22 protein-coding genes are annotated in these 26,874 nt (G+C 43.0%); 3 read left to right on the top strand and 19 right to left on the bottom strand.

The window, feature by feature from the left end; translation table 11 throughout:
- Window positions 1–3: 3 nt before the first annotated feature.
- Entirely contained in the window at window positions 4–246 is a 243-nt protein-coding gene (locus AC59JO_RS10985; RefSeq protein WP_413666256.1) for a hypothetical protein, read from the bottom strand.
- A gap of 188 nt (window positions 247–434) precedes the next feature.
- Between AC59JO_RS10985 and dapA the strand changes: the two genes are divergently transcribed.
- Window positions 435–1,331 (top strand): 4-hydroxy-tetrahydrodipicolinate synthase, encoded by an 897-nt coding sequence (dapA, locus tag AC59JO_RS10980; RefSeq protein WP_413666255.1) that lies wholly within the window; start codon window positions 435–437, stop codon window positions 1,329–1,331.
- A 66-nt stretch (window positions 1,332–1,397) separates the two neighbouring features.
- Window positions 1,398–1,544: a hypothetical protein gene (locus AC59JO_RS10975; RefSeq protein ID WP_497305313.1), complete on the top strand. Its 147-nt coding sequence runs from the start codon at window positions 1,398–1,400 to the stop codon at window positions 1,542–1,544.
- 15 nt (window positions 1,545–1,559) lie between these two features.
- Here the strand turns inward: AC59JO_RS10975 and AC59JO_RS10970 are convergent, their stop codons facing one another.
- The 16 genes from AC59JO_RS10970 to AC59JO_RS10895 all read right to left on the bottom strand — a co-directional run bounded on the left by AC59JO_RS10970 (window position 1,560) and on the right by AC59JO_RS10895 (window position 21,768).
- A complete protein-coding gene (locus AC59JO_RS10970; RefSeq protein ID WP_090529881.1) occupies window positions 1,560–1,739 on the bottom strand; it encodes a BF3379 family histone-like protein in 180 nt (59 codons plus the stop codon).
- Between the two features lie 315 nt (window positions 1,740–2,054).
- Window positions 2,055–3,491, bottom strand: a complete 1,437-nt coding sequence (locus tag AC59JO_RS10965; RefSeq protein WP_497305310.1) for a glycoside hydrolase family 125 protein — start codon at window positions 3,489–3,491, stop codon at window positions 2,055–2,057.
- A gap of 428 nt (window positions 3,492–3,919) precedes the next feature.
- A complete protein-coding gene (locus AC59JO_RS10960; protein ID WP_091213375.1) occupies window positions 3,920–5,164 on the bottom strand; it encodes an aminotransferase class I/II-fold pyridoxal phosphate-dependent enzyme in 1,245 nt (414 codons plus the stop codon).
- Between the two features lie 621 nt (window positions 5,165–5,785).
- Complete coding sequence (ftsZ, locus tag AC59JO_RS10955; RefSeq protein WP_497305308.1) at window positions 5,786–7,399, bottom strand: cell division protein FtsZ; 1,614 nt, start codon at window positions 7,397–7,399, stop codon at window positions 5,786–5,788.
- Window positions 7,400–7,529: 130 nt separating this feature from the next.
- Entirely contained in the window at window positions 7,530–8,873 is a 1,344-nt protein-coding gene (gene ftsA, locus AC59JO_RS10950) for a cell division protein FtsA (RefSeq protein WP_112574990.1), read from the bottom strand.
- A 1-nt stretch (window position 8,874) separates the two neighbouring features.
- Complete coding sequence (locus tag AC59JO_RS10945; RefSeq protein WP_413666250.1) at window positions 8,875–9,738, bottom strand: cell division protein FtsQ/DivIB; 864 nt, start codon at window positions 9,736–9,738, stop codon at window positions 8,875–8,877.
- Window positions 9,731–11,089, bottom strand: coding sequence for a UDP-N-acetylmuramate--L-alanine ligase (gene murC, locus AC59JO_RS10940; RefSeq protein ID WP_497305305.1), 1,359 nt, complete (start codon window positions 11,087–11,089; stop codon window positions 9,731–9,733). The genes AC59JO_RS10945 and murC overlap by 8 nt, the downstream gene beginning before the upstream one ends.
- Before the next feature lie 52 nt (window positions 11,090–11,141).
- Complete coding sequence (murG, locus tag AC59JO_RS10935; protein ID WP_413671145.1) at window positions 11,142–12,284, bottom strand: undecaprenyldiphospho-muramoylpentapeptide beta-N-acetylglucosaminyltransferase; 1,143 nt, start codon at window positions 12,282–12,284, stop codon at window positions 11,142–11,144.
- An 80-nt stretch (window positions 12,285–12,364) separates the two neighbouring features.
- Window positions 12,365–13,549, bottom strand: coding sequence for an FtsW/RodA/SpoVE family cell cycle protein (locus AC59JO_RS10930; protein ID WP_413666248.1), 1,185 nt, complete (start codon window positions 13,547–13,549; stop codon window positions 12,365–12,367).
- Window positions 13,550–13,642: 93 nt separating this feature from the next.
- Entirely contained in the window at window positions 13,643–15,037 is a 1,395-nt protein-coding gene (murD, locus tag AC59JO_RS10925) for a UDP-N-acetylmuramoyl-L-alanine--D-glutamate ligase (RefSeq protein ID WP_497305303.1), read from the bottom strand.
- A 112-nt stretch (window positions 15,038–15,149) separates the two neighbouring features.
- Window positions 15,150–16,391, bottom strand: coding sequence for a phospho-N-acetylmuramoyl-pentapeptide-transferase (mraY, locus tag AC59JO_RS10920; protein ID WP_413666246.1), 1,242 nt, complete (start codon window positions 16,389–16,391; stop codon window positions 15,150–15,152).
- A 66-nt stretch (window positions 16,392–16,457) separates the two neighbouring features.
- On the bottom strand, window positions 16,458–17,918 hold the full coding sequence (locus AC59JO_RS10915; RefSeq protein ID WP_497305301.1) for a UDP-N-acetylmuramoyl-L-alanyl-D-glutamate--2,6-diaminopimelate ligase: 1,461 nt from the start codon (window positions 17,916–17,918) through the stop codon (window positions 16,458–16,460).
- Entirely contained in the window at window positions 17,915–20,014 is a 2,100-nt protein-coding gene (locus tag AC59JO_RS10910) for a penicillin-binding protein (RefSeq protein WP_497305299.1), read from the bottom strand. Before AC59JO_RS10910 ends, AC59JO_RS10915 begins: the two co-directional genes overlap by 4 nt.
- Window positions 20,004–20,411, bottom strand: coding sequence for an FtsL-like putative cell division protein (locus AC59JO_RS10905; protein WP_497305297.1), 408 nt, complete (start codon window positions 20,409–20,411; stop codon window positions 20,004–20,006). Before AC59JO_RS10905 ends, AC59JO_RS10910 begins: the two co-directional genes overlap by 11 nt.
- Entirely contained in the window at window positions 20,408–21,310 is a 903-nt protein-coding gene (rsmH, locus tag AC59JO_RS10900) for a 16S rRNA (cytosine(1402)-N(4))-methyltransferase RsmH (protein WP_091213350.1), read from the bottom strand. Before rsmH ends, AC59JO_RS10905 begins: the two co-directional genes overlap by 4 nt.
- A complete protein-coding gene (locus AC59JO_RS10895; protein WP_091213347.1) occupies window positions 21,307–21,768 on the bottom strand; it encodes a division/cell wall cluster transcriptional repressor MraZ in 462 nt (153 codons plus the stop codon). Before AC59JO_RS10895 ends, rsmH begins: the two co-directional genes overlap by 4 nt.
- Before the next feature lie 317 nt (window positions 21,769–22,085).
- Here AC59JO_RS10895 and AC59JO_RS10890 point away from each other — a divergent pair, with 317 nt between their 5' ends.
- Window positions 22,086–22,685: a GNAT family N-acetyltransferase gene (locus AC59JO_RS10890; RefSeq protein ID WP_413666242.1), complete on the top strand. Its 600-nt coding sequence runs from the start codon at window positions 22,086–22,088 to the stop codon at window positions 22,683–22,685.
- Between the two features lie 79 nt (window positions 22,686–22,764).
- On the opposite strand, the gene AC59JO_RS10885 is transcribed toward AC59JO_RS10890, so the two are convergent.
- Entirely contained in the window at window positions 22,765–23,997 is a 1,233-nt protein-coding gene (locus AC59JO_RS10885) for a PepSY-associated TM helix domain-containing protein (RefSeq protein WP_497305294.1), read from the bottom strand.
- Window positions 23,998–24,053: 56 nt separating this feature from the next.
- On the bottom strand, window positions 24,054–26,516 hold the full coding sequence (locus AC59JO_RS10880; RefSeq protein WP_497305292.1) for a TonB-dependent siderophore receptor: 2,463 nt from the start codon (window positions 26,514–26,516) through the stop codon (window positions 24,054–24,056).
- Window positions 26,517–26,874 lie beyond the last annotated feature (358 nt).

Here is a 26,874-nt window from a genome sequence, read left to right as displayed (position 1 = left end):
TACCTATGAAACAATCCGCTTTATTATTGTGTCTTTAATTTCGATTGGAAATTCGTCTTGGTCTGTTACTATTTCCACCTTAACCAGGTATCGCTCCCCTGATGGTAACTCTTTGGTATAATAATCACCGTTACCTTCATACTTTGCATAAAAAGGGTTACCCAATTCAAAAGCACGCTGACGCCCCAATTCATGAATGTTGTCAATGCGTGTTAAAAGTTGGTCAACAATAGAGAGTTTTTCCATAGTGCAAGTTATGTATTTTTTAATGTACTTAAAATAATCCATTGCCTTCAACTAATCATATAAACTTCCTTTCAGCCCCAAAATCTAACTTTAAACTCAACCAAGGCACTTTTTCAAAAAATAATCCTCTAACAAACCGCTAATCTCCAATCTCTAATCACTATATTAGCATCCTTTTAATTTTACTCATGAATATATTTTACGGAACAGGGGTAGCTATGGTGACCCCTTTTCATGCGGATGGTCAAATTGACTATGATGGGTTGAGAAACCTGATTGAACATTTGATTGATGGCGGGGTGGAATACCTGGTATCGTTAGGTACAACCGGCGAAAGCGCCACATTGAGCGAGGATGAGCGAAAGCAAGTTTGGGCTTTCACTGCCGAAGTGGTAAATAAGCGTGTTGGTCTGGTAGCTGGTATAGGCGGTAATAATACTCATGAAGTTGTTGAGCAAATAAAATCGTTTGATATTAACGGCTACGATGCTATACTTTCGGCAAGCCCGCATTATAACAAGCCTACCCAGGAGGGTATATATCAGCATTATAAAGCAATTGCACAAAACGCAAAATTGCCTATAATACTTTATAATGTACCAAGCCGCACAGGCAGCACAGTTAGTGCAGAAACAACCGTACGTCTGGCAAAAGAGTTTAAAAACATCATCGGCATCAAAGAGGCATCAGGCAATTTCGACCTGTTTAACCAGTTAATGCGTGATAAACCTGAGGATTTCCTGTTTATCTCGGGTGATGATCCGGTTACGTTACCAATGATGGCCTTAGGCGGTGTTGGTGCCATATCAGTTATTGGTAATGCTTTACCACGCCAGTTATCTGACATGGTTAGGCTTTTGTTGAATAACGATTATAAAGGTGCACATGCGGCGCACTTCGATTTAATAGAATTTACCCGCTTAATGTTTACTGAAGGCAGCCCGGCCGGTGTTAAAACCGCATTAAAGCAATTAGGTATCTGTGGCGACACTGTAAGGTTACCATTAGTACAGGTAAGCAAAAAAACAGCTGACGCTATTGCAGCCGAGCTTAAAAAGCTGGCTCCGGTAGCAGTAAAAGCTTAAAGAAGGTATAAAGGCAGAAGTATTCTTTGCTTCGTTTCAACCCATGCCAAACTCAAAACTGTTGTCATGCTGAGGAACGAAGCATCTTCTCAGCTTTGTATAGCCTCTCTGCTTATCGAAGAAGATTCTTCGCTATCGCTCAGCATGACAAAGGTTTTTAAAACCCATAAAATAAAAAACCCGGTCCATGAACCGGGTTTTTTATTGGAATAAGATGATAAAATCTTACTAAGCTTCTTTATTCTTAGCTTCCTGAACCTCAAGGCGGATAGCCTGTGCCAGGTTTTTTAGATCCTGCATGCCTTTACGTACACGTGTACCGGCAGCGCTGTTTCCTTTATTGTAGAATTTGTCGGCGTCGGCCTCTAAAGCTGCTACAAGCTCTTTTACTTCAGTAAATTTTTTCATTTAATTACTCCTTTTAAATTTTGAGGTTTATTGTTTTAATTAAAGCTAAGCTAAAATGTTTTTTGCTAATTAAAAATTTTTGAAGCTAAAAAATACGGCCTTAACAGTGGTTTTTTTCCACATTTTCGCCCCTTTTGATTTATTAACCGTTGCTTATTTTTTATTAAAAAGTTTAAATAAAACTTATATTTTAAAATAAGATTGATTAATAATTAAAATACAAATCATAAATCAGCATAAATAATATTTACAGTAAACCATACAACTTAAACGCAGTATTTTAAATACTATTAAGTATTTACATATTCAATAGGTTTAAAAAGTCTGTTGTAGTATATCCGGGTAGTGCTCGTGTACTTTTAGTATCAATTCGCCAAACAAAGTGTTAGCCCATGCAAACCATTTACGGGTAAAGTCTTTGGCATCGTCTTTATTGAATGATTCGTGCATGAAACCGGTGCCAGCATGAGTACTTTTCAGCCATTTAATACACTGTACAATCTCCGCTTTATCAGTTGAAGTAATGCCGCGCATAATAATTGCCATTGGCCAGATGTAGCCAATACCCACGTGCGGACCGCCAATACCTTCGGCAGCCGTACCTTTAAAGTAGTAAGGATTACTATCGCTCAATACAAACTTACGGGTACTTTGGTATAATGGATCATCAACCTTCACCGAATCGAGATATGGCAAAGCCAGCAGGCTTGGCACATTTGAATCATCCATGAATAACTGATTGCCATAACCATCCACCTCAAACGGAATTACCTGTCCAAATTGCCGATGATGACCTATAGCGTATTGCTTAAGTGCTGCCTGAACTTCAGCAGCTAATGCTTTGCAGGCATCGGCTGTAGCATTATCATGACCGATGGCGCTGTACATTTCGGCCATTTGGTTTAAGCTTGCTACCGCAAAGTAGTTTGACGGGATCAGGAATGGATAGATTGTAGCATCATCCGATGGGCGGAAGATAGAGCAGATCAAACCAACTGGTTTAATCGGGTTGCCATAGCCCCTGTTAGGCGCGGTATCACTCTGTGTTTCGGTTTTACGCTGGAAAAAGTATGGACCTTTGCCATCCTTACGTTGTTGCTCTTTAAAGGTAGCCAGGATGATCTTACCTGCCTTCTGCCAGTTCTCGTCAAAAAAGCTGGTATCGCCGCTTATTTTCCAATAGTTATAAGCCAGCCTTACAGGGTAACAAAGTGAATCAATTTCCCATTTACGCTCGTGCAGTTCAGGTTTCATGGTGGTGCGGTCGCTGTCCCATTCACTGCCGGTTGGGCCTTCGTTAAAAGCGTTTGCATAAGGGTCGATGATAACACATTTAGCCTGACGGCTCAATACACCCTGGATCAGCTTTTTAAGTGCCGGATCATTTTTAATAAGCGGCAGGTACGGCCAAACCTGTGCTGATGAGTCACGCATCCACATGGCGTTGATATCGCCTGTGATCACAAACGTATCCGGCTTACCATCTTTTTCAGAGTAGTTTACCGTGGTATCTAAAGTATTTGGATAACAGTTTTCAAAAAGCCAGGCAACTTCAGGATCTTTAATATCGGCTTTAACTTTTTTAATGATAGCCTCAACAGCCTTACTGGTAAATTTACGGTCGGCCAGTTTCGGGCGTTGGCTTTCGAAGGCAGGAGCCACAGCCGAAGCGAATACAGGGGTTACACCCAAACCGATCCCGGCTGCTGCAACGCTGTTAATTTTTATAAAATGTCGTCTGGTTAATTTCATGGTTTTGATATGGTAGCTGTAAAAATAGAAAAGGTTTTAGTTAAACAAAAAAGCTTGCTAAAATAATTTAGAAAACGTTTTATCAAGGTTTTTGAAGAAATACTTTCACTAATTTTTCGAATTAAATCGAATCACACGAATTTTAAAATATCGCATTACATAACACGGTCAAAAAATTCCCTCGCCGTTGTTGGTGTTGTCACCAACAACTCTACGCCATGCTCTTGGTATTACATTACGGATACGCTAAGGTTCAAACAGTTGTTGGTGACAACACCAACAACGGCGGAAGAAACCGTTTTATCAAGGTTTTCGCTTCGCATTCGCAACGTAGAGACGCATGTGATGCGTCTCTACATCAAATTCCAAAACACAAAAAAGCCCCGGATAATCTCCGGGGCTTTCTATATCATTTTCCAGATTTACTGTTAAGCAATCTCCAGCTTATTCTCTTTGTAATAACCGGCTTTCAGCTTTTCACCTATTGCACTATAAGCATCAAGCGTACGCTGTACATCCTCTAAACTATGTGATGCTGTAGGGATCAACCTTAATACTATTAAGCCTTTAGGGATTACAGGGTAAACCACTATCGAACAAAAAACACCGTAGTTTTCACGAAGATCGCGGGTTAATGCCGTTGCTTCAAATAAGTCGCCTTTTAAAAATACCGGGGTAACCATGGTATTTGAAGCGCCCAAGTCAAAGCCACGTTCTTTCAAACCTGCCTGTAAAGTATTGGCAATCAACCACAACTTTTCGCGAAGCTCTGGCTGGGTTTTCAACATTTCAAAGCGCTTTTTCAAACCTAAAACCATTGGCATTGGCAATGCTTTGGCAAATGTTTGCGAACGCATATTATAACGCAGATAATGGATGATATCCTGATCGGCAGCTACAAAAGCACCGATGCCAGCCATTGACTTGGCGAAGGTAGCAAAGTACACATCCACCTCATCCATACAATCCTGCTCTTCATGCGTACCGGCACCGGTTTTACCCATAGTACCAAAACCGTGAGCATCATCAACCAATAAACGGAAGTTGAATTTCTTTTTAAGATCGGCAACTGCTTTAAGTTTACCCTGCGCACCCGACATACCAAAAACCCCTTCGGTAATAAGCAATATACCACCACCGGTTTGTTCTGTTAAACGGGTTGCACGTTCCAATTGCTTTTCGCAGCTTTCGATATCATTGTGCTGATAAACAAAGCGTTTACCCATATGTAAACGTACGCCATCAATAATGCAAGCGTGCGATTCGGCATCATAAACAATAACATCATTCCTATCAACCAGGGCATCAATTATAGATACCATACCCTGGTAACCGTAGTTAAGCAAAAAGGCCGATTGTTTACCAACGAATTTGGCTAAGCCGTCCTCAAGTTCTTCATGATGAATTGAGTTTCCCGACATCATCCTTGCGCCCATTGGGTAAGCCATGCCATAATCGGCAGCGGCTTGCGCGTCGGCTTGCCTTACTTCGGGGTGGTTAGCCAGGCCAAGGTAGTTGTTCAAGCTCCAAACCAAATGCTCTTTTCCCTTAAACTGCATGTGTGGGCCAATTTCGCCTTCCAGTTTAGGAAAAGAAAAATAACCATGCGACCACTTTTGGTGCTGACCTATCGGCCCACCCAAGCTTTTTGTTATTTTATCAAATAAATCCAAAATGAATTGTTTTTATAAATTTAAATGCAAATATAGCCTTTAAAACACCTTCAAACAATAGCTATAACTTTTTAGAATAGGTTATAACTTAGAGGAAAGAAGCAATAAATTAAGAGTCAAGACGGCAAGATTCAAGACCTAAGAAAATAAAAACTAATCTCAACCCGTCATTGCGAGGAACGAAGCAATCCCCGATTTGTAAGTCCGCCTTGTATAGTTCGCGATTGCTTCGTTCCTTATAATGAAGCTATTATAAGTTGTTGATTATTAGATATGTTTTCAAAATCAATTTTATAACATGGGCGTTGCCTGCGGCTCGGGCTTTCCGTTACAAGTCCTCGCTTTCCCCGCACACAAACCCGGCACACGCTGTGGGCTTTTCACTGCAATCCCTAACGCGGCCCCCGCACAACATCTCTAAAACATATTTTGCACGTCACCACGGTTTTTTTCAGGGTTCCTCTGGTGGTTACTCGCAATGACGTTTTTTCAGTTGCTTTTCTGACTTCAAACAAAAAAAGGAGATCAACGCTAAGATGTAATTCCTTTGTTGATCTCCCATTCAATTATTGTGGTTTTTCTATTCTTTCTTGTTTCCTGACTCAAAAAGTCCCGACTCTCTTAGTCCGCGTTTCCGTGCAGGTACGAATTATTATTCCTGATCTCTACGTTGCCCTCGTTATCCTGCATCAAGGAAAAACGTGAAATCTGGCTTTCGTCAGATGCCGGGGTGTCCTGCAATGCTATCTCTTTACGTTTGTAAGCCGGAACATTCTCCAACTCCTGGATATTGCCGGTACGCAGTTTCATGCTCAGGTCTTTCAGTCTCATAATGCGCTCACGCGATTTCTTCAACTGCTCTTCAATCGATTCGTTGGTTTTGTTATCATCAGCGCCAACAACCGCCTGTGGCACAGGAGTTGGTTCCGGTTCAGGCTCGGGCATACGTGGCTGTTCCCTCACAGGCTGCTCGTAGCTTACAGGTTCGCTCATTTTAAAAGTAAAACCAGCGGTATCCGGTTCGTTATCAGCTTCAGTTTCTTCCTCCTGCATCAGACTATGCCTTACTACAGCAGGTTCTTCCTGACGGCTGCCGGCAAACATATCAAACAAACCAGCCTGTTTTGCATCCTCTTTAGGCACTTTAGCATAAGGCTCGGCCGGTGTATTAGCTTTTACCGGTTTGATAAACTCGTTTACCGGTTTGGCCTGCTGAGGCTCTTCAGGAACCAGCATAGAAACTATTTTCTTGTTGCTGTTCTCTTTCTCGCGCTCGTCTTTAGTTTGGAAACCGGTAGCAATGATAGTTACTGATAATTGTTCACCCAGGTTTTCATCGATACAGTTACCCCAGATCAGGTCGGCAGCTAAGCCGGCTTCTTCCTGGATGTAATCAGTAATCACGCTGATCTCATCCATGGTAACCTCTTTAAGGCCCGAGCTGATGTTCAGCAAGATATACCTTGCGCCTTCAATCTCATTATCTTTCAACAATGGCGATGCCAATGCACCTTCAACAGCTTTAAGGGCACGGTTTTCACCATCGGCGCTAAAGCTGCCCATGATGGATACACCGCTATCCTTCATCACCGTGCGCACATCTTTAAAGTCGACGTTGATATAGCCCGGTAAAGTGATGATCTCGGCAATGCCTTTGGCAGCCGTGGTCAATATATTATCTGCTTGTGCAAATGCCGAACTCATGGTAAGGTTACCAAAAATCTGGCGAAGCCTGTCGTTCGAGATCACGAGGAACGAATCGACATACTTACGCAATTCTTCCAAACCTGCGTCGGCCTGCATTTTACGGCGTTTACCTTCAAAAGAGAAAGGTGTGGTTATGATACCCACCGTTAATATATCCATTTCGCGCGCTGCCTTGGCAATGATAGGGCTTGCGCCTGTACCCGTGCCACCGCCCATACCAGCTGTAATGAACAGCATTTTGGTATTAACGCCCAACATCTGTTTAATATCGTCGATATTTTCAATAGCCGAATTTTTGCCTACTTCGGGTATTGAGCCTGCACCCATGCCCTCGGTTAAACTGGCACCCAACTGCACCTTGTTAGGTATAGGGCTCAGCTCCAATGCCTGGGCATCAGTGTTGCATATTATAAAATCAACACCGGTAATTCCTTGCCTGTACATATGGTTTACCGCGTTACCACCACCACCGCCAACACCAATTACCTTGATGATTGACGATTTTTCTTTTAACATTTCAAAATGCATAATCTTCGTTTTCAGCTATATGTAATTCAACCCAACATTAGATTTTACCATCGTAATAATAACACTTTTTCAACAAGGTTTATCCACATTTGTGAGCAATGTGAATAAGTTTAACCCTTGTGAATAAATATTATTTCAGAAAGTCCTCATCCTTAATGTCATCCTTAATAAATGTTATACTCTTTTTCAGCAGTCTGTCTAACAAACCGCCTTCTTTACTTTTTGTATCAAATTTTGGCTTAGCCGTTTTTACTTCGGCAGGGATTGCTTCATTCATGTATTCCATTTTCTGGATACCTTTAATCAGCAAACCAATACCGGTAGCAAAAGTTGGGCTTTGCAATTCTTCGTATGTACCTTTTGGCAACACTTCGTTTTTAGCCAGGTGTTCGGTAGGATAACCCACGCGGCAATCCAAACCGGTAACAAATTCAACCAACTGGCGTAAGTGTTTCAACTGTGCGCCGCCACCTGTTATTACGATACCAGCTATCAGCTTTTTCTCATAGCCTGATGATTTGATCTCGTAGTAAACATGCTCTACAATCTCTTCCATACGGGCCTGGATCACGTAAGCCAGGTTTTTCACCGAAATTTCTTTTGGCTCCCTGCCGCGTAAACCCGGAACGCATACAATCTCGTTTTCCTTGTTCTCATCGGCCAGAGCTGATCCAAACCTCACTTTCAGTTGCTCGGCAATGTTGCGCATTACAGAACAACCTTCGCGGATATCTTCGGTTACGCTATTACCACCGAAAGGGATAACGGCTGTATGGCGGATGATGCCTTCGTGGAAAATAGCCACATCGGTAGTACCACCACCAATATCAACCAAAACCACACCGGCTTCTTTTTCCTCTTCGCTCAATACAGATTCTGAAGATGCCAGCGGCTCAAGGATCAACTCCTGGCTTTCCAGGCTGGCCTTGTTAACACATTTTACAATGTTTTTGATGGCAGTAACCTGACCAGATATGATATGGAAGTTAGCCTCAAGCCTAACGCCTGCCATACCAATAGGATCTTTAATTCCCGGCTCATTATCCACAGTAAACTCCTGCGGTAATACGTGGATGATCTCCTCGCCCGGAGGCATCACCAGGTTGTACATATCCTCTATCAGTTTATCAATATCCTTACGACCAATCTCTGACTGCAGATCGCGACGGGTTATTAAGCCACGATGTTGTAAACTTTTAATGTGCTGGCCTGCGATACCCACATTCACTACCCTGATCTCCACATTTGATTGCGAGCCCGCCACATCCACCGCCTGATGAATGCCCTGTACTGTTTTATCTATATTTGAAACCACGCCGCGCGTTACGCCGGCAGACTCGGCTTTGCCAATTCCTAAAACCTCAATCTTCCCGTTCTTGCTCCTGCGCCCAACAATGGCACATATCTTGGTAGTTCCGATATCCAATCCTACTACAATTGGCGAACTTTTTTCCTGAGTTGAGCTTTTGTCCATATTACAATTTAATTTGAGATGTATCCCTTTTCGTCCTAAGCGAATCCTCTTTGGCAGCTTTAGCCGCTTTTACAGAATCAGCTTTTATATTTTCATTTTTTATACCAATAACCTGGTTGGTATATTTAACATTAATCATTTTATAAGTATCCCAGCCCACCTTTGGCAGCACCTGTTTGTAAAAAGCCTGCAGGTTGTTCAGTTTCACGTTAAGCGAATCTGCATTGCCTATCAGGATCCTTTGATTGCCTACTCTCGGGATCAGTTCTATCTCGCGATCATTATTCACGTACATCTGTGCTATCTGCGCGTCCCAAAGCGAATCCCTGCGGATATAATCGGCTGCTTTAAACAAATCTTTTGCCAACCTTGTATGCAACGAGTCAACGCGGTTAGTAAAAAGCTCGTCAATAAAACCATTGGCTACCAATACCCTCGCAGTAAAGTTTGATGACAACGGAATTTTTAAACCATGCTGGTCTACATAAAAATCCATGTCATAGCGGTTCATAACCCGTAGTATCGGCTGGCGCTGACTTACCTCAACCCTCAACACCCCATCCATTTCGGTATAAACCTTGGCAAACTCAATAAAAGGGTTTGCCTTAAGCTTATCCTCCAGTTCCTGGATATTAATATTTTCAATAGGCCTGCCTACCAATGAGTGACTGGTAACTTCGATAATGTGGTCAACCTCCTGTTTATCAATAAAATATTGACCACCAGGAATGCTCACATTTACCGCCGTACACTTTACACCTGCTTTTTTTGTTTCTATAAAACTCATGAGCACCACAAGGCCACCCAGGCTTATTACCCAGGCACAACCTATCAGCAGGCGCTTCCAAATGAGTTTTTTATTCATTGCTTAATACTTGTTTTAATGGCTGCACCAGTGTATCAATATCACCGGCACCTACCGTTAACAATAGCTCGGGCTTTTCGGCAGCTACTGCGGCTACCGCGGCCTCTTTACTTAATATCCTTTTGTTTTGCAACTGCATGCGGTTAAGCAGCATCTGCGAATTAACTCCTTCAATAGGAAGTTCACGCGCAGGATAAATTTCCAATAGTATCAGCTCATCAACCATGTCAAGCACTTCGGCGAAGCCATCGGCAAAGTCACGGGTGCGGGTAAATAAATGCGGCTGAAATATGGCCGTTAACTTTTTAGCCGGGTATAGCCTTTTAATTGATGAAATACAAGCCCTCAGTTCTTCAGGGTGATGTGCATAGTCATCAATATAAATACGCTCCGGTGTTTTAACAATGTATTCAAACCTGCGCTTAACACCTCTGAAGGATGCTAATGCCGCTTTAATATTTTCTGGTGATATATCCAGTTTCAATACAGCTTCAATGGCGGCTACAGCGTTTTCAACATTATGAGTGCCGGCAATACCCATTTTTATATCGGTAATATTTACCGCGGCACTGTTGTAATCAAAGTAAAAATCGCCGTCGATGATCCTCACGTTTGAGGCATGCGCGTCGGCAGTGTCATCTTCAAAAGCATAAGTGTAACCACCATCTAATGGCAAACCATTTTTATGCACCAGCGTACCGCCCGGTTTCATCTGCGAGGCGAATAGTTTGAACGACTCGGTTAAATGCGCGTGATCACCATAAATATCCAGGTGGTCAGCATCCATTGATGTGATGATAGCCACATCAGGAAACAGTGTAAGGAACGAACGGTCATACTCATCGGCCTCAACCACCATTACATTGTTTTTACCGTACAGTACATTGGTTTGGTAGTTTGATGAAATACCACCCAAAAAAGCCGAGCAATCATTGCCCGATGCCTTTAGCAAATGCGCTACCATAGTTGAGGTAGTAGTTTTGCCATGTGTACCGGCCACAGCGATTGTGAACGAGCTCTTGCTGATCAAACCTAAAACCTGCGACCGCTTGAACAACTCGAAGCCGTGGTTCTTAAAATAATTAACGATATGCGAATCCTTTGGTACAGCAGGTGTATAAATGATCAGCGTATCGCTGCATGGTTTTTGAAAACTCATCGGGATATAATCCGCGTTATCTTCAAAAACTACCTGGATTCCTTCATTATGCAACTGGTTTGTTAAATCAGTCGACGTTTTGTCATATCCGCAAACAATGCAACCCAAATGATGGAAATAGCGTGCCAGGCCGCTCATACCGATGCCGCCTATGCCTATGAGATAAACTCTTTTTATATCGTGCAGTTCCATTGCAATTTGTTTAAAAAGGCCCTCCTCCCTTTGGAAGAGGAGGACCATCATTTTAATTGTTACTTATTATTTGGATAAGTTCCTTTGCTATAACTTCATCGGCATTTGGCATAGCCATTTTACCAATGTTATTGCTCAATTTCTTTTGCAGGTCGCGGTCTTCCAATAATTCAAGCGCCCTGTCAACCAGCTTTGCTTCAGCATCCCTGTCGGCCACAAAAACTGCCGCGTTTTCATGCACCAGTGCCAAAGCGTTTTTAGTTTGATGATCTTCGGCCACATTTGGCGAAGGCACCAGGATCACCGGCTTTTTGATGGCGCACAGCTCGGCAATAGTGCCGGCACCAGCCCTTGATATAATGATATCAGCGGCAGCATACGCCAAATCCATCCGGGTTAAAAACTCCCTGATCTGCAGATCGGGGTGATAATTTTCGCCCAGCTTTTCGATGATGCTTTTATAATAAAACTTGCCGGTTTGCCATATCACCTGTACATCGGCGGCCAGCAGTTTATCAATCCCGTTCATGATACTATTGTTCAACGTGCGTGCCCCGAGGCTGCCGCCTGTTATCAGTACCGTTTTTTTAAAGGCCGAAAGATGATACAACTCCAAAGCCTGCATATGCTTACCGGCAATGTTCACCGCATCTTTACGGATAGGGTTACCGGTTTTAATGATCTTATCGGCAGGGAAAAACTTCTCCATACCATCAAAGGCCACACAGATTTTTTGGGCATGTTTGCCTAACCATTTATTGGTAATACCAGCATACGAGTTTTGTTCCTGTATGAGGTAAGGGATTCCTTTCAATGACGCTGCGTATAACAAAGGCCCTGAAGCATATCCACCTACACCAACCGCAGCATCGGGCTTAAAATCTTTAATGATCTTGATAGCCTTGCGCACGCTGTTGGCCAGCTTAATGGGGAACATCAGGTTTTTAACGATAGAGCCACGCTGGATCCCCTGGATATCCAAACCGATGATCTTATAACCAGCCGCCGGAACTTTATCCATTTCCATACGCCCGTTAGCGCCCACAAACAGGATCTCGGTATTAGGATCAATATTTTTCAAAGCATTGGCAATAGAGATAGCCGGGAAGATATGTCCTCCTGTTCCGCCACCGCTTATGATGATACGAGCCCCCCCCGCCCCCTGAAGGGGGTGCTTTTGATTGGCTGCTTTCATATTGCTTTTATCTTCCATTTGTTAATCACTCTTTTTCAGTCACCTCTATCCATCCCCCTTTAGGGGGTTAGGGGCGTAGCTCACGCCGTCCTGATCTCTCCTACTATAATTTTATTAGGGCCTGTATTATCTTCTTTTATAGTTTTATCTTTTTTAGGCTCTTCGATATCCTTGCTTACTGATAGTATAATACCGAAGGCTATACTTGTAAATAATATCGACGTACCACCCATACTTACCAATGGCAACGGCACACCAGTTACCGGTCCTAAACCAACAGCTACAGCCATGTTGGCAAAAGCCTGTATGGTTAAGCTGAAACTTAAACCACAGGCCAGTAAAGCCCCAAATGCTTTTGGCGCTTTCGTTATGATTTTGATACATCGATACAGCAGGAACACATAAATTCCCACTACTACAATTCCTCCTATCAAACCGTACTCCTCAACTATGATGGCATAAATCTCATCAGAGTATGACTCGGGCAGGTAATTTCTTTCGGTACTGTTGCCGGGGCCCTTGCCAAATAAACCACCTGTAGCGATAGCAATCTTGGCATGGTCGCTCTGGAAAGATTTATCGGCCTTTGCCAGCTCGGGGTGCATAAACACCTTCATACGCGACACGTAAGTATGCCGCCTCGGCCCTAAGAATATTACCCCCAGTAACAATATAAAACCCGCAGCACAGGTAATAGCTATCTGCCTGATACTGATACGGCCTATGATCAACAATAATATGCTAACCCCAAATAGCATTAACGCCGTTGAAAGGTTGGCCAATGCAATCAGGATAAACACGACACAAACCGAACCCATGATAGGCAAAAATGATTCTTTGACATCCTTAATGTTTTCCTGCTTGCGCGATAACGTACGGGCCAGGTATGTGATCAGGGCCAGCTTGGCCAAATCCGAGGTCTGGAAGCTTAATCCCGTTCCGGGGATGGCTATCCAGCGACTGGCGTTGTTGATATGACTACCGAAAACCAACGTATACACCAATAACGGAATGGTAACGATCATCATCACCTTAGAGATACCCGCATAATAACGGTAATCGAGCTTATGCGAAAAATACATCAGCGCGATACCGCCCACTATCATGAACACGTGTTTCATGAGGATGATCTCCACCCCTTTACCCTGCTTAAATGCCAGCGTACCCACCGAGCTGTATACTGCCAACAAGGATATAACAGAAAGCAATATGACTATAAGCCATATCCAGCGATCTCCTTTTGTATTGTTTAATATCCTATGCATTTTTATTTCTTTTGGTTCATGGTTGATAGTTCATAGATCATGGCCTTTGAGCTTTTTTCTATGATCCATGAACTATCAACTATGAAAACTGTTTTACAACTCCTTCACAGCGTCCTTAAACTGCCTGCCGCGGTCTTCGTAGTTTTTAAACAGATCGAAGCTGGCGCAGGCCGGGGATAGCAATACCGTATCGCCTTTGGTTGCCAGATGATATGCTACGGTTGCGGCTTCCTGGGCCGATGCTGTGTTGACTATAATATCAACATCGCCTTCAAAAGCGTCATGGATCCGTTTGTTATCCTTGCCTAAACACACAATGGCTTTTACTTTTTGCCTAACCAGGTCATTAAGCATGCTGTAATCATTTCCTTTGTCAACACCACCTAAAATCAACACTACATCGCTGGTCATGCTTTCCAAAGCATACCATGTTGAGTTAACATTGGTAGCTTTTGAATCGTTAATGAAGCGAATGCCCGATATATTGGCAACAAACTCCAACCTGTGTTCAATGCTTTTAAAGCTGCCCATGCTCTCCCTCATCGTTTCGTTGCGTAGCTCCAACACTTTTGCTACAATACCCGATGCCATGGAGTTGTAAATGTTGTGTTTGCCTTGCAGGGCCAGTTCTTGAATTGACATTGTAAAATGTTCTTGTGTTGTGTTAATGACAATATTGTCGTTGTTATCCAGGTATGCGCCCGGTTCAAATTTCTGCTGTATGGAAAACGGCAACAGCTGTGCCCCGAACGTTCGCTCTTTCATCCCCTTTATTGTTTCCGGATCATCCGCACAATAAATAAAATAATCGGCTGCTGTCTGGTTCTGCGTTATCCTGAATTTGGATGCCGCATAGTTTTCCAGTTTATAGTCATACCTGTCCAAATGGTCGGGTGTGATGTTTAGTAGTACCGCTATGTCAACTTTAAACCTGAACATATCGTCGAGCATAAAGCTGCTTAGCTCCAGCACATACCAATCAAACTTTTCGGTAGCCACCTGGTAGGCAAAGCTTTTACCTATATTGCCTGCCAAGCCAACGTTCATCCCCGCATCGTTTAAAATGTGGTAGGTTAAACTGGTGGTAGTGGTTTTACCATTTGAACCTGTTATACCGATGATCTTTGCATCAGTGTACCTCCCGGCAAACTCAATCTCCGATATTACGGGCGTTCCTTTTTCATGCAGTTTTTTGATGATCGGGGCCTTATCCGGAATACCTGGGCTCTTGATCACTTCGGCCGCGTTCAGGATCAGTTCTTCTGAATGTTGTTTCTCTTCAAAAGGAATTTTCCAATCTTCAAGCTGCTTTTTATAGTTATCGGCAATGCATCCAAAATCCGACACAAAAACATCAAAGCCCTGCTGCTGTGCAAGGTATGCCGCTCCAACACCGCTTTCGCCGGCACCCAACACCACAAGCCGAGCCCCCCCCGCCCCCTGAAGGGGGTGCTTTTGATTGGTCTCTTTGTTATTGTTGTCGTTCATTTTTATTTTCTTTTGGGATTTCACCGATTATTTGATGATTTCACCGATTTCTCTTTTCTTTTTATGTTTTCTCACCCTTGCTCTTTTCCTCCCCCTTGAAGGGGTCGGGGGGTTACCGGAGCTTCAACGTTATCACGGTCACTATCGCCAGTATGATACAGATGATCCAGAAGCGGGTAACAATTTTAGCTTCGTGGAAACCCTTTTTCTGATAGTGATGGTGAAGCGGAGCCATTAAAAACACACGCCTGCCTTCGCCGAATTTCTTTTTGGTGTATTTAAACCATGATACCTGTATTATCACCGAAAAATTCTCTACCAGGAAAATACCGCACAGCAATGGCAACATCAGTTCCTTACGGATCATAATAGCAAACACCGCTATGATACCACCTATGGCCAAACTGCCGGTATCGCCCATGAACACCTGTGCCGGATATGAGTTGTACCATAAAAAGCCTACGCAAGCCCCAACAAAAGCACCGGCAAAAACTACCAGCTCGCCCGAGTTTGGGATGTACATAATGTTCAGGTAATCGGCAATAACCGTGTTACCCGATACATAGGCCAGTATAGCCAGTGTAATACCAATAATGGCCGAGGTACCCGTAGCCAGGCCATCAATACCATCAGTTATATTTGCCCCGTTGGAGATAAACGTGATAATAAGAATCACGAAAAACAGGAACACCACCAGCGCGTATTGCTCGTAACCTTTACCCAAAAACTTCAACACTTTGCCATAATCAAACTCATTGTTTTTATAGAATGGCATTGTTGTTTTGGTAGAATGTACATCCTGAGTGTAAACGGGCGTATTGCGTTTCATATGAAACTCAACCGGGGCATCATCCTTCACCGGCAAAACCACTTCCTGGCGGATGATGATATTGCTGTTGAAATACATTGTCCAACCAACAATAAGCGATAAACCTACCTGACCGATGATCTTGAACCTGCCTGCTAACCCCTCTTTATTCTTTTTAAATACTTTAATGTAATCGTCCAGAAAACCGATGGCACCCAGCCAAACGGTGGTAATGATCATCAGGATCACATACACGTTTTCCAGCTTGGCAAACAACAACGTTGGTATTAAAATACCCAGCAAAATGATGATACCACCCATGGTTGGGGTACCCGACTTTTGCATCTGCCCTTCCAAGCCCAAATTCCTTACAGTTTCACCCACCTGTTTAAAGCGCAGGTAATCAATCAACCTCCGACCGTAAACTGTGGTGATCAGCAATGATGTGATTACAGCCATCGCCATCCTGAATGTGATGTATTGAAATACACCTATCCCGGGGATACTGTAATTTTTGCTTAAGTAGTTAAACAGGTAATACAACATTGCTCTTCTCTTTTACTAATAGTATCTTCTTAATCTAACCAACCGCTTTCGCTATTGCCCCATCTTTTACACCAAATCTTTGAACCTGTTTTCCAGTTCTTCCATATCATCGAAGTGGTTTTTCACTCCGTTTATTTCCTGGTATTTTTCGTGCCCTTTGCCTGCTACCAGGATAATATCACCGGGGTTAGCCAGCATACAGGCAGTTTTAATAGCCTCGTGCCTGTCGATGATGCTTACCGTATGCCTTTTAAATGCCGGGTCAACACCTTCTTCCATTTCTTTAATGATCTGCGCCGGATCTTCGGTACGCGGATTATCTGATGTCAGAATTACCTTGTCACTCCACTCACAGGCGGTTTTGGCCATGATGGGGCGTTTGGTTTTATCCCTATCGCCACCACAGCCTATTACCGTGATCACTTTTTCATTACCCTTGCGGATATCATGAATAGTGCTTAGTACATTCTGTACGGCATCGGGCGTATGTGCATAATCAACTATACCTACCACTTTATTTGGCGCAGTTATGTATTCAAAGCGGCCTTCAGCACCAGTCAGTTTGCTTAGGCTGGTAAGTACTTTAGCTTTATCCTGCTCAAGCAGCATCGCGGTAGCATAAACTCCCAGCAGGTTATAGGCATTGAATGTGCCCACCATTTTAAACCATACTTCCTCGCCATCAATCTGCAGCAGCAAACCACTGAACTGATTTTCAAGTATGCGGGCTTTATAATCGGCCATGGTTTTAAGGCCATAGCTTTTTTTATGTGCTGCTGTATTTTGCAGCATTACATTCCCATTTTTATCATCACTGTTGGTAAGGGCGAATGCATCTTTAGGCAAACCGTCAAAAAATGCCTTCTTAGCATTTAAATACCTTAAAAAGGTTTTATGATAATCCAAATGATCGTGCGTTAAGTTAGTAAACACACCACCCGCAAAAACCAAACTTTCAATCCGTTTTTGTGAAATAGCATGTGAGCTAACTTCCATAAAGCAATAATCACAACCGCTATACACCATTTCGGCAAGCAAATTGTTTAGCTCAACCGGATCAGGTGTTGTATGAGTTGATGGGATCACCTTACCGTTTATCTGATTTTCAACGGTTGAAAGCAAGCCACATTTATATCCCAGATCGCGGAACAGTTGATATAACAGTGTTGCGATAGTTGTTTTACCATTGGTGCCCGTTACCCCAACCAGTTTTAATTTGGCCGATGGGTTATCATAAAAATTAGCGGCTACAATGCCTAATGCTACTGCCGAATCGGCTACCATCAGGAAATCAACTTCGCCTGTGGTATGGGCCGGAAGATCTTCACAAATTACTGCTACAGCGCCCTTTTTGATGGCCTGGTCAATATAATCATGCCCGTCAACAAGAGTTCCCTTCACGGCAACAAACATGGCCCCAGGGATCACTGCCCTCGAATCAAAAGCTATCGCCGTGATCTCCACGTCAGCACTTCCCTGCAACTCAGTGAAGGCCAGTCCATCAATTACATCGCTTAAATACCTCATTGCAGTTCTATTAAAATTCGTGATCCTTTTGGTATTGCACTTCCTCCGGTAACCGATTGATTGGTAACTATACCGCTTCCGCGCACAGTTACCTTATAGCCGGCGTTACCCATTACGTATAACGCATCGCTTAGCCCCATGCCTGTTACCGATGGCACGGTGCCATTTTTATATTTTACTTCCTCAAACGGGATACCGTTACTTGTATCAACAGTACTGTTAGCCGATGCATACAGCGGCTTAACACCCAGTTTTGAATAAACCTTTTTCAGGGCTTTCATATTTCCCTGCTTTACCTGCGGCATTACCGTATTACCTACGTAATGCGCCTGCGAGGTTTGATTAATATCCAAATCATTGGCATACACCCTGTCGGCCACTTCCCTAAACACCGGACCGGCAACTTTTGCTGCCAGGTAATCGCCCTGGGTTGGGTTATTGATCACCACAATCATCGAATATTTAGGATGATCGGCCGGGAAATATCCACAAAAAGAGGCCTGGTACTTTTTATCCTTATAACCTTTTGTTCCGTTAGCCACCTGTGCTGTACCTGTTTTACCCGCTACACTGTATAGCTTATTTTTAATAACGTTTTTACCGGTACCGTTCATTACAACCCCTTCAAGCATCCCGCGCACTTTACCTAAAGTTGCTTCAGAACATACCTGCTCGGTAATTACCCTTGCCTGGAATTGCTCAATAGGATTGCCCAATCTGCGAATTTCTCGAACCAGCAACGGCGCAATCATTTTACCATTGTTGGCAACCGAATTATAATAAGCCAGCATTTGCAGCGGCGTAATATTCATTTCATAACCATAAGCCATCTCTGGCAAGCTGTAATTTTTGTTCCAGCTGCGATTTGACGGATTTTTAATTACCGGCCTGCCTTCACCCTGAATTTGCAAACCAAGCTTTTCGTTCAGGTGGTAGCTGTATAATTTATTAATGTACTCCCACGGATTATTGTGGTAAAACCTATCAACCAATTTTGCAGCCGCCACGTTTGATGACTCCTCAAAAGCGCGCTTAACCGACATTTCATAGTTATCATGCTCCGTATCGGTAATGGTTGGCCCTTTCGGGAATTTATACTTTCCACCCTCAGCATTAATTATGGTGCTGGTATCAATCTTATGCTGATCGAGCATGGTCATGTACGATGCCAGTTTAAAGGTCGACCCCGGATCAATAGCATTGCTGATAGCATAGTTCATTTGCTCTTTATAATCGCCATCCTTGGTGCGGGTATAATTGGCAATCGCCCTGATCTCGCCGGTAGATACTTCCATAAGCACAACGCAGCCATGATCGGCCGCGCTTTTTACCAGTTGTTTTTTTAATGCATCCTGCGCTACATCCTGGAAGTTTACGTTGATGGTTGAAATAATATCAGCGCCATCTTTAGGCGCTATTTCATCATCGTCATCAACGGGCATCCAGATACCGCCCGGTATGCGCTGCATTAAGCGCCGGCCGCTTTCGCCATTTATGTATGACGAATATGCCCCTTCCAAACCAACCGGGTTCTTCACGTTTTCGTTTTTATAACCGATTGTACGTGCCGCCAGTGATTGGAACGGCAGGATCCTTTTGTTTTTCTGGATAACAATCAGGCCGCCTTTGTATTTACCCATATTAAATACCGGGAACTGGCGAATCTTTTTCAAATCCTGGTACGATACCTTGCGCCTGATCAACAGGTAACGCGAGCTATCCCTACGGGCCTCGCGTAGCACGCGTGAATAATCCCTCGCCGATCTGTCACCAAAAATACCCGATAGTTTTGCAGCCAGCAGGTCGATATTATTATTAAAAGCTGTATCTGACGCAATTCCACCAGCCAACATATCCATATGCAGTTCATACTCCGGCACCGAGGTAGCCAGCAAACTTCCATCAACAGAAAAAATATTGCCCCTTGCCGCTTCAACAGTTTGGTATTGTGCCGAAAGATCAGCAGCCATAGCCTTCCACTTATCACCCTGAACATATTGCAGGCGGCACAATTGAACCACAACAGCAATGGCCAAAAGCAAAACAAGACCAAAGGCTAAATAAACCCTGGCCAATATGTTAGTCCTAATTCCCATCTGCCACCTCCTTCACTGTTATTTTTCCCGGCGGATCAACGGATTGACTCAAGCCCAATGTATCTGCACGCTTGGCCACTTCGGTAAGCGTGCTTTTAAAAGCCATATCGGCCTTTGTTGATTTATAATCCCAACCAAGCTCCTTAACCTCTTTGGTAAGCGCATCAATTTCACGTACCGATTTTTCGGCATAGTGCATGTTACCAATGTACACCATACCTAAAAAGGCTAAAAACAAAACAAAGGGCAAAGCATTGGTAGCCTTCTCGGTTGTAAGAAAGCCCTTGGTAAAAAGTTGCGTAAAGAAGTTATCCGGCAATTCCCTTACAGGCCTTTCCTCAATTACCTCCTCAACTTCTTCCTCCTCCTGAATTTCTGTACGTAAACGATTGGTCATTTTTTTACAGCTATTCTTAACTTAGCGCTCCGTGCCCTGTTATTATTGGTTATCTCCTCTGCCGATGCCGTTATAGCTCCGCGACTTACAGCATCAAGCGGTTTATTGTCGTTTCCATAAAGGTCTTTCTCCACCTCGCCGCTGAACTTGCCTTTGGCGATGAAGTTTTTTACCAGCCTGTCCTCAAGCGAGTGATATGACATCACCACCAGCCTGCCGCCTACTGCTAAAACTTCTGCCGACTGCATTAAAAAATCTTTCAATGCCTCCAGCTCCTGGTTAACCTCTATCCTTAATGCCTGGAACACCTGCGCCAGGTATTTATTTTCTTTTCCTTTCGGGATGCGTGCGCTGATCACATTTTTCAGATCAGCGATAGTCACTATCGATGTATTTAACCTTGCGGTAGCAATAGTTTCGGCCAGTGATTTGGCATTTTGGATTTCGCCGTAAATGCCAAAGATCCGGTGCAGGTCGGCCACCGAATAATTATTTACCACATCCTTTGCAGTCAGCTCGCCCAACTGGTTCATACGCATATCCAACTCGGCATCAAACCGGATGGAAAACCCGCGATCGGCCTCATCAAACTGGTGCGATGACACACCCAAATCGGCCAGAATACCATTTACAGGAATAGCGCCATGTAAACGGCAAAAGTTTTTGAGATACCTGAAATTCTGATCTACAAAAACAAAACGCTCATCATCAATTATATTACGCTGCGCATCAGCATCCTGATCAAAAGCAATCAACCTGCCTTTTGGGCCCAGGTGCTTCAAAATCTCGCGCGAATGACCACCACCTCCAAAAGTCACATCCACATAAGTACCGTCCGGATCAATATTCAGCCCATCAATACATTCCCTCAGCATTACCGGTACATGGTACTCACTCATTCCTGCTCCTTATTTTTACCACCCATTACTTTTTTAGCCAACGCGCTAAAACTTTTGGGCTCATCATCCATCAGTTTGCGGTGCGCTTCGGCATCCCAAACCTCAATTTTATTCAACTGACAAGCCAGTACTACATCCCCTTTTATACCCGCATATTCCAACAGGAATTTTGGCAACAATACCCTGCCGGCAGCATCAGGCATAAGCTCGGTGGCGCCACGGGTAAAATATCGTATAAAGGCTATATTATCCTCTTCGTATTCATTAAGTTTGCTCAAATCTTCAAGTCGTTTATCCCATTCCTTTTTAGTGTATATGACGAGGTATTTTTCAAACCCGCGATTGATCACCAGGCCTTCAGATTCCAGTTCAGGAAGCTTTTTTTTAAGGCCAGCCGGTATCATCATCCTAAATTTAGGATCAAGCTTACACTCAAATTCACCGGTTAAAAACGACATTGTATGACTTGGGCAATTTTGTAACGTAAAAGTAAATACTTTTACCACTTTCTACCACTTTCCCCCACTAAAAGTTTTCAACAATTTTTAGCCGGGTCTGTTTTATATTTTTTGAAGATTTTTCAAGATTTTCACCCCGACAAAAACCACTAATAAACAAGTAGTTACGACAACTATTGGCTATAAATTCTGAATCATAAAAAAGTGGGAGAAAAAACCATTTATTGCAGAGCCATCGCTTTCATAAACTACAACTACTTAACCAGGTGTGGGGTACTAATATTTTGTATATTAAGCCGTTGAACTTAATATATTGCATGTACACCTATAAATATCAAGACCTGGCTTTAGCGCTATACGAAGCCCTCATCCCCGACCCATTTTACATAGAATTGTTACGGGATATTCCGGGCGGCGAGCAGAAAAAGCAGGAAATACTAATGAGGTATATGGATTACTCCATGAAAGAAGGCGAAGAGTACGGCCGGTTAACTATTACTGGTGATCCTGCTTATGGTGCCGCTATCTGGAGCCAACCTTTAAACCCTGCTGCAGACAAGGAAAAGAGCCTGTTAAAGAAAGACTTTATAGCAACCTATATGGGCGAACCGGCACTAAGAGCTTATTCAACCATAGTTTCGTTCATGAGCAAACAACTTGACCCGATACTGTACGATGCCTGGTATTTGTCGATAGCTGGAATCAAACCAAGTCACCAGGGACGGGGATTGGGAGCTAATCTATTAATGGAAATGCTTAACGAAACAGATAAAAACGGGATATCAACCTATCTCGAAACATTCACCCCACGAAACATCCGGTTTTATGAACGGGTGGGGTATAAAATAGCAAAGGAAGTAAGCGAGCCGGTTACAGGCTGCCCTTACTGGATCATGATAAGGGAGCCTTTAAGGTAAAAAGGAACGAGCGACATAAAAAGTCTCATCAGGGCCCCTCTAAGAGCGGCCCTGATGAGAAAAGATAATCTTTTTCATTTTAGATAACCTCAGCAGACACCACTTTCACTCTGCTGCGCACAGCTTTATTTTTCTTTTTACCGGTACGGTTAAGCCACATCATTACCCCTGTTACCGGAAATATGAGCGAAACCAAGGTGATCAGAAAAGCTAAAACCTGGGTAGGCCAGCCATAAATAGAGCCCGTATGGATTGGTTTAATAATCCCACGGATACGCTGGCCAAGGCTTTTGTCAGCATACAAGGCAGAGCCGGCAAGCTTGCCGTTGTATTGATCTATATAATAAGTATCGGTAGCCAGCTCAACCGAACCTTTTTTGAGCACATTAAAAGTATAAACCGCCGCTGTATCCTTCGGATAACGGATAGTGAAATTTTCGGCATCAGTTATTTTACTACCTAACGCACCAATAGCCGCTTCCGTTGAAATAGCAGTAACTCCCGGCTGATAAACTGAAAGCGGGGCTTTGATATCTTCTTTGGCAACAACTTTTGAATTGGTAAGGAAAAACAGAGTGCTGTTTGCCCATTTAAAGGTCATGACCAAGCCGGATGCCGAAATGATGATCAAGAATATAGAAGTATAAAAACCAGTAACAATATGCAGATCGTGCGTTAAACGCTTACCGCTCCCGCCCCATTTTATTTTAAGACGCTGCTTCATAATAACCTTGGTTTTAGGCCACCAAAGTATTACACCCGTTATCAAAATCACCAGGAAAAACAAGGTTGAGAGGCTGATCACCCAATCGCCCAGGCTATTTTTACCACCCAATAAATAACGGTGAAACATCTCTACCGAATACAGAAAAGTTTGCCTGCGGTTAAACTGATCAACTATTTGCCCGGTATAGGGGTTTACAAAAGCCGTTAGGTTTGAGCGTTCCGCATCTTTTGGTTTAGCATCCTTTTTGGCATACGTGCCTGCATGTTTCTCTGCCTTGGGAGCACTGGCTGCTTTCTTATCCTTCTTTTCAGGTACGATGAGCGCGACTTCAACCGTACGTTCCGGATCCTGATAAACAGTAACTGTTGCCAGTTTTGATTTGGGGATCTGCTTTAAGACACCCGCTGTCAAAGCAGATATCGGCAACCTTTTATCCTGGGGTTTTACAAAATACCGCTGCGGGTTAAGTGCCTGCTGAATTTCCTTTTCAAAAACCAGCATAGTGCCGGTTAAGCACGAGCAAAAAATGATTACTCCTGCCGCAAGGCTTAAGTAGAGGTGAATGGTGCGGAAAAATACTTTCATCAGTTTTTATAAGCATAAAAACCGGGCATGTTCCCATGCCCGGCTAAATTCAATTTTTAAAATCGATAACTCAATGTAGTTAAGAACTGCCTTGGCGGTATAGGGTTAATACTATAGTTTTCGTGCACATTGTAATTAAGCACGTTGCCAATATTAGAGATCTTACCAATGATAGAGATCTTTTTATAAGTATAACCTACCGAAGCATCAACCGTGGTAAAGCCCGGTACATTAACTAACCTCGATATAGTTTGGGTTTGACCTACCGTATTGGCGTTACCAGCAACACGATCGCCCAGGTAATAAACAGACGCACCTACTTTGAATCCCTTTAAATCACCGTTGTAAAAAGTATAAAATACGCTGGTGTTTGCGGTATGCTTTGGTGTATTCAATAATGGCTGGCCTGCAATGTTGCTGCCAACTGCAGTACCTGTTTTGGTATATTTAGCGTTGGTATAGCTATAGCCTGCCAATACATCCAAACCTTTTACCGGGTGACCGGCGATATCAAGCTCCACACCATCGCTTCTTGTTTCACCGCTCAGCACTTTGATATTGGTATTAATGTTAGGTGTAACACCATCGGCCTGAAATGGCGCAGTTTGAGCCAGGTTATTATTTTTAATGCGATATGCTGTTACATTTACTGACAGGTTGCCGTTCAGGAAGTCATTTTTAACACCAACTTCATACTGATCAATCATTGAAGGATCAAGCGGATTGTTGTTGATATCGGTGCCGGTATTTGTTACAAAAGAATTAGAGTAGCTCGCAAACAAGGCAGTATTAGCTATTGGCTTGTAAACGATACCTACACGCGGTGAAAATGCTTTATCTTCTTTACCGGCGGCCTGAGTTGCGGTAGCAAGTGTATTATAATTGCTTACCGATGTTGGTGATACATATTGATATGACCAGCGAATACCTGCAAGCACTTTAACTTTTTCAGACAAGCTAATGAGGTCATTAGCATAAGCGCCAAAACGATTGGTCGGCGTCAAGATGCTATAAAACGGATTCATCTGTGGTTTATCAGTGCGAAGCGTGTATTTATCAAGGTCAAAAATATTGATCTTGTCGTAAACAGCGTTTTGTGGTGCATTATTTTGATCAAGGTAACTTGATACCTTGTTTACCGTAGCAACATAAGTATAAGCATTATTGCGGTACCAATCGGCATCAACACCGGCTAAAATGTTGTGTTTAATCGCACCTGTGTTAAACTGGCCTGTAATATTGAACTGACCAGTATAGTAGTCTTCAAGTGTTCTGGCCCTGTTGAGGGTACGGCCCCAGTCGCCATTTGCGTCAGGTAATACACGCTCGGTGGTTTGGTATGATCGGTTAAAATGTTGGTATGAAAACCCGCCGCTTAATTTCCAAAGGCTATTGAGCTGGTGGTTAATGGTTGCGGTTGCGGTAGTTTGTTTGGTATTACCGGTTGACCATGACGCGCCCAAATACCTGTTACGCGGAACTTTGGCAATAACATTATTGATTTGCCCTGTTCCGAAATCGGGGGTAAAATCATAGTTAAGGTAATCACCTTCAACAATTATGGTTGTTTTATCACTTATTTTGTATAGGAATGAAGGGTTAATATATTCCCTTTCTGATTTTACATTGTCACGGTAGCTTTTAGCATTTTCATAGGTACCATTTACGCGATAAGCTAATTTGGAAGATATAGGGCCGTAAACATCAAACGATGGGCGGTAAAGGTCATAGCTGCCATAGGTCATGGACACCCGGCCGCCCTGCGCAAATAAAGGTTTTTTGGTTACCATATTCAGGATGCCGCCGGGTGCAACGTTTCCGTATAATAATGCAGCGCTGCCTTTTAATATCTCCACCCGCTCCAGCGAACTGATCTCAGGTACAACGCCCGAGTTAACCCTGAAACCATTTTTAAAGATGTTATTACTTCCAAAATTGTATCCGCGGGCTCCAAATGTTTCCTGGGTATTTCCACGTCCGCTGTACAGGTATACACCATTTACATTTCTAATAACCTCACTCAAACGCAGCGACTGTTGCTGATCAAGCACATCACGGCCTATTACGGTAACGCTTTGGGGCAGGTCTATTGGCGATATGTTCATTTTGCCAATGTTTAAGTTTTTACGGTTAATGGTTTTGGTTGAAGAAACTACAACTTCATTTAACTCGGCCGAACTTTCATAAAGTTTAAAGGATACTGTAGTTGTTTTATTTGCAAACACAGTTACAGTTTGCTCTTCTGTCTTTGTACCAATGTATTTAGCAATCAGGGTGTAGGTGCCCGGCTTAATATTATTAAAAGTAAATGATCCGTTATCGGTTGTGGTAGTGCTTTTGTTTAATCCTTTAATAGCCACATTAACAAAATAGGCCGGCTGATCGTCGCTGGTTTTAACTACACCGGTTATTTTGCCATTATTGCCTTCGTCGTCAGCTTTAAGGATCAATGCGTTTGCAAATAGAAATAAAATTAAAAACAGGATTGTGCGCAGAGAGTAGTAAAGGTTATTTAACATTCTATTTAGATTAAGTCTAATTAAGCGCAAAAGTATAAAAAGACTTTTTATCTGCAAGTTTTATTTATAATTAGTTTAAATAAGATATTACAGCAAAGCGACCTACGGTGCACAGGCCTGACTTGGGCAACTGGTTTACTGATGTGTGTTTTTAAAATTTAACCGATAATATTTATACAAAAAGGGAGTTAACACTTTTTTCGCACAAAAAACACTCAATTACCTGACTACAAACAATATAAGCAAATATTAGCGATAAATTGTGTTAACCCTGTTAACCCCCTTTTTGTCAGTAGAGTCAACCGAAAACTATATCCGAATAGGTCAAAAAAAGGCCGTATCACAATTTATGATACAG

This window comes from Mucilaginibacter sp. A5337, assembly GCF_059690695.1.
Note: the sequence above shows the minus strand (reverse complement) of the source record. Positions and strands in the feature narration are given on the sequence as shown.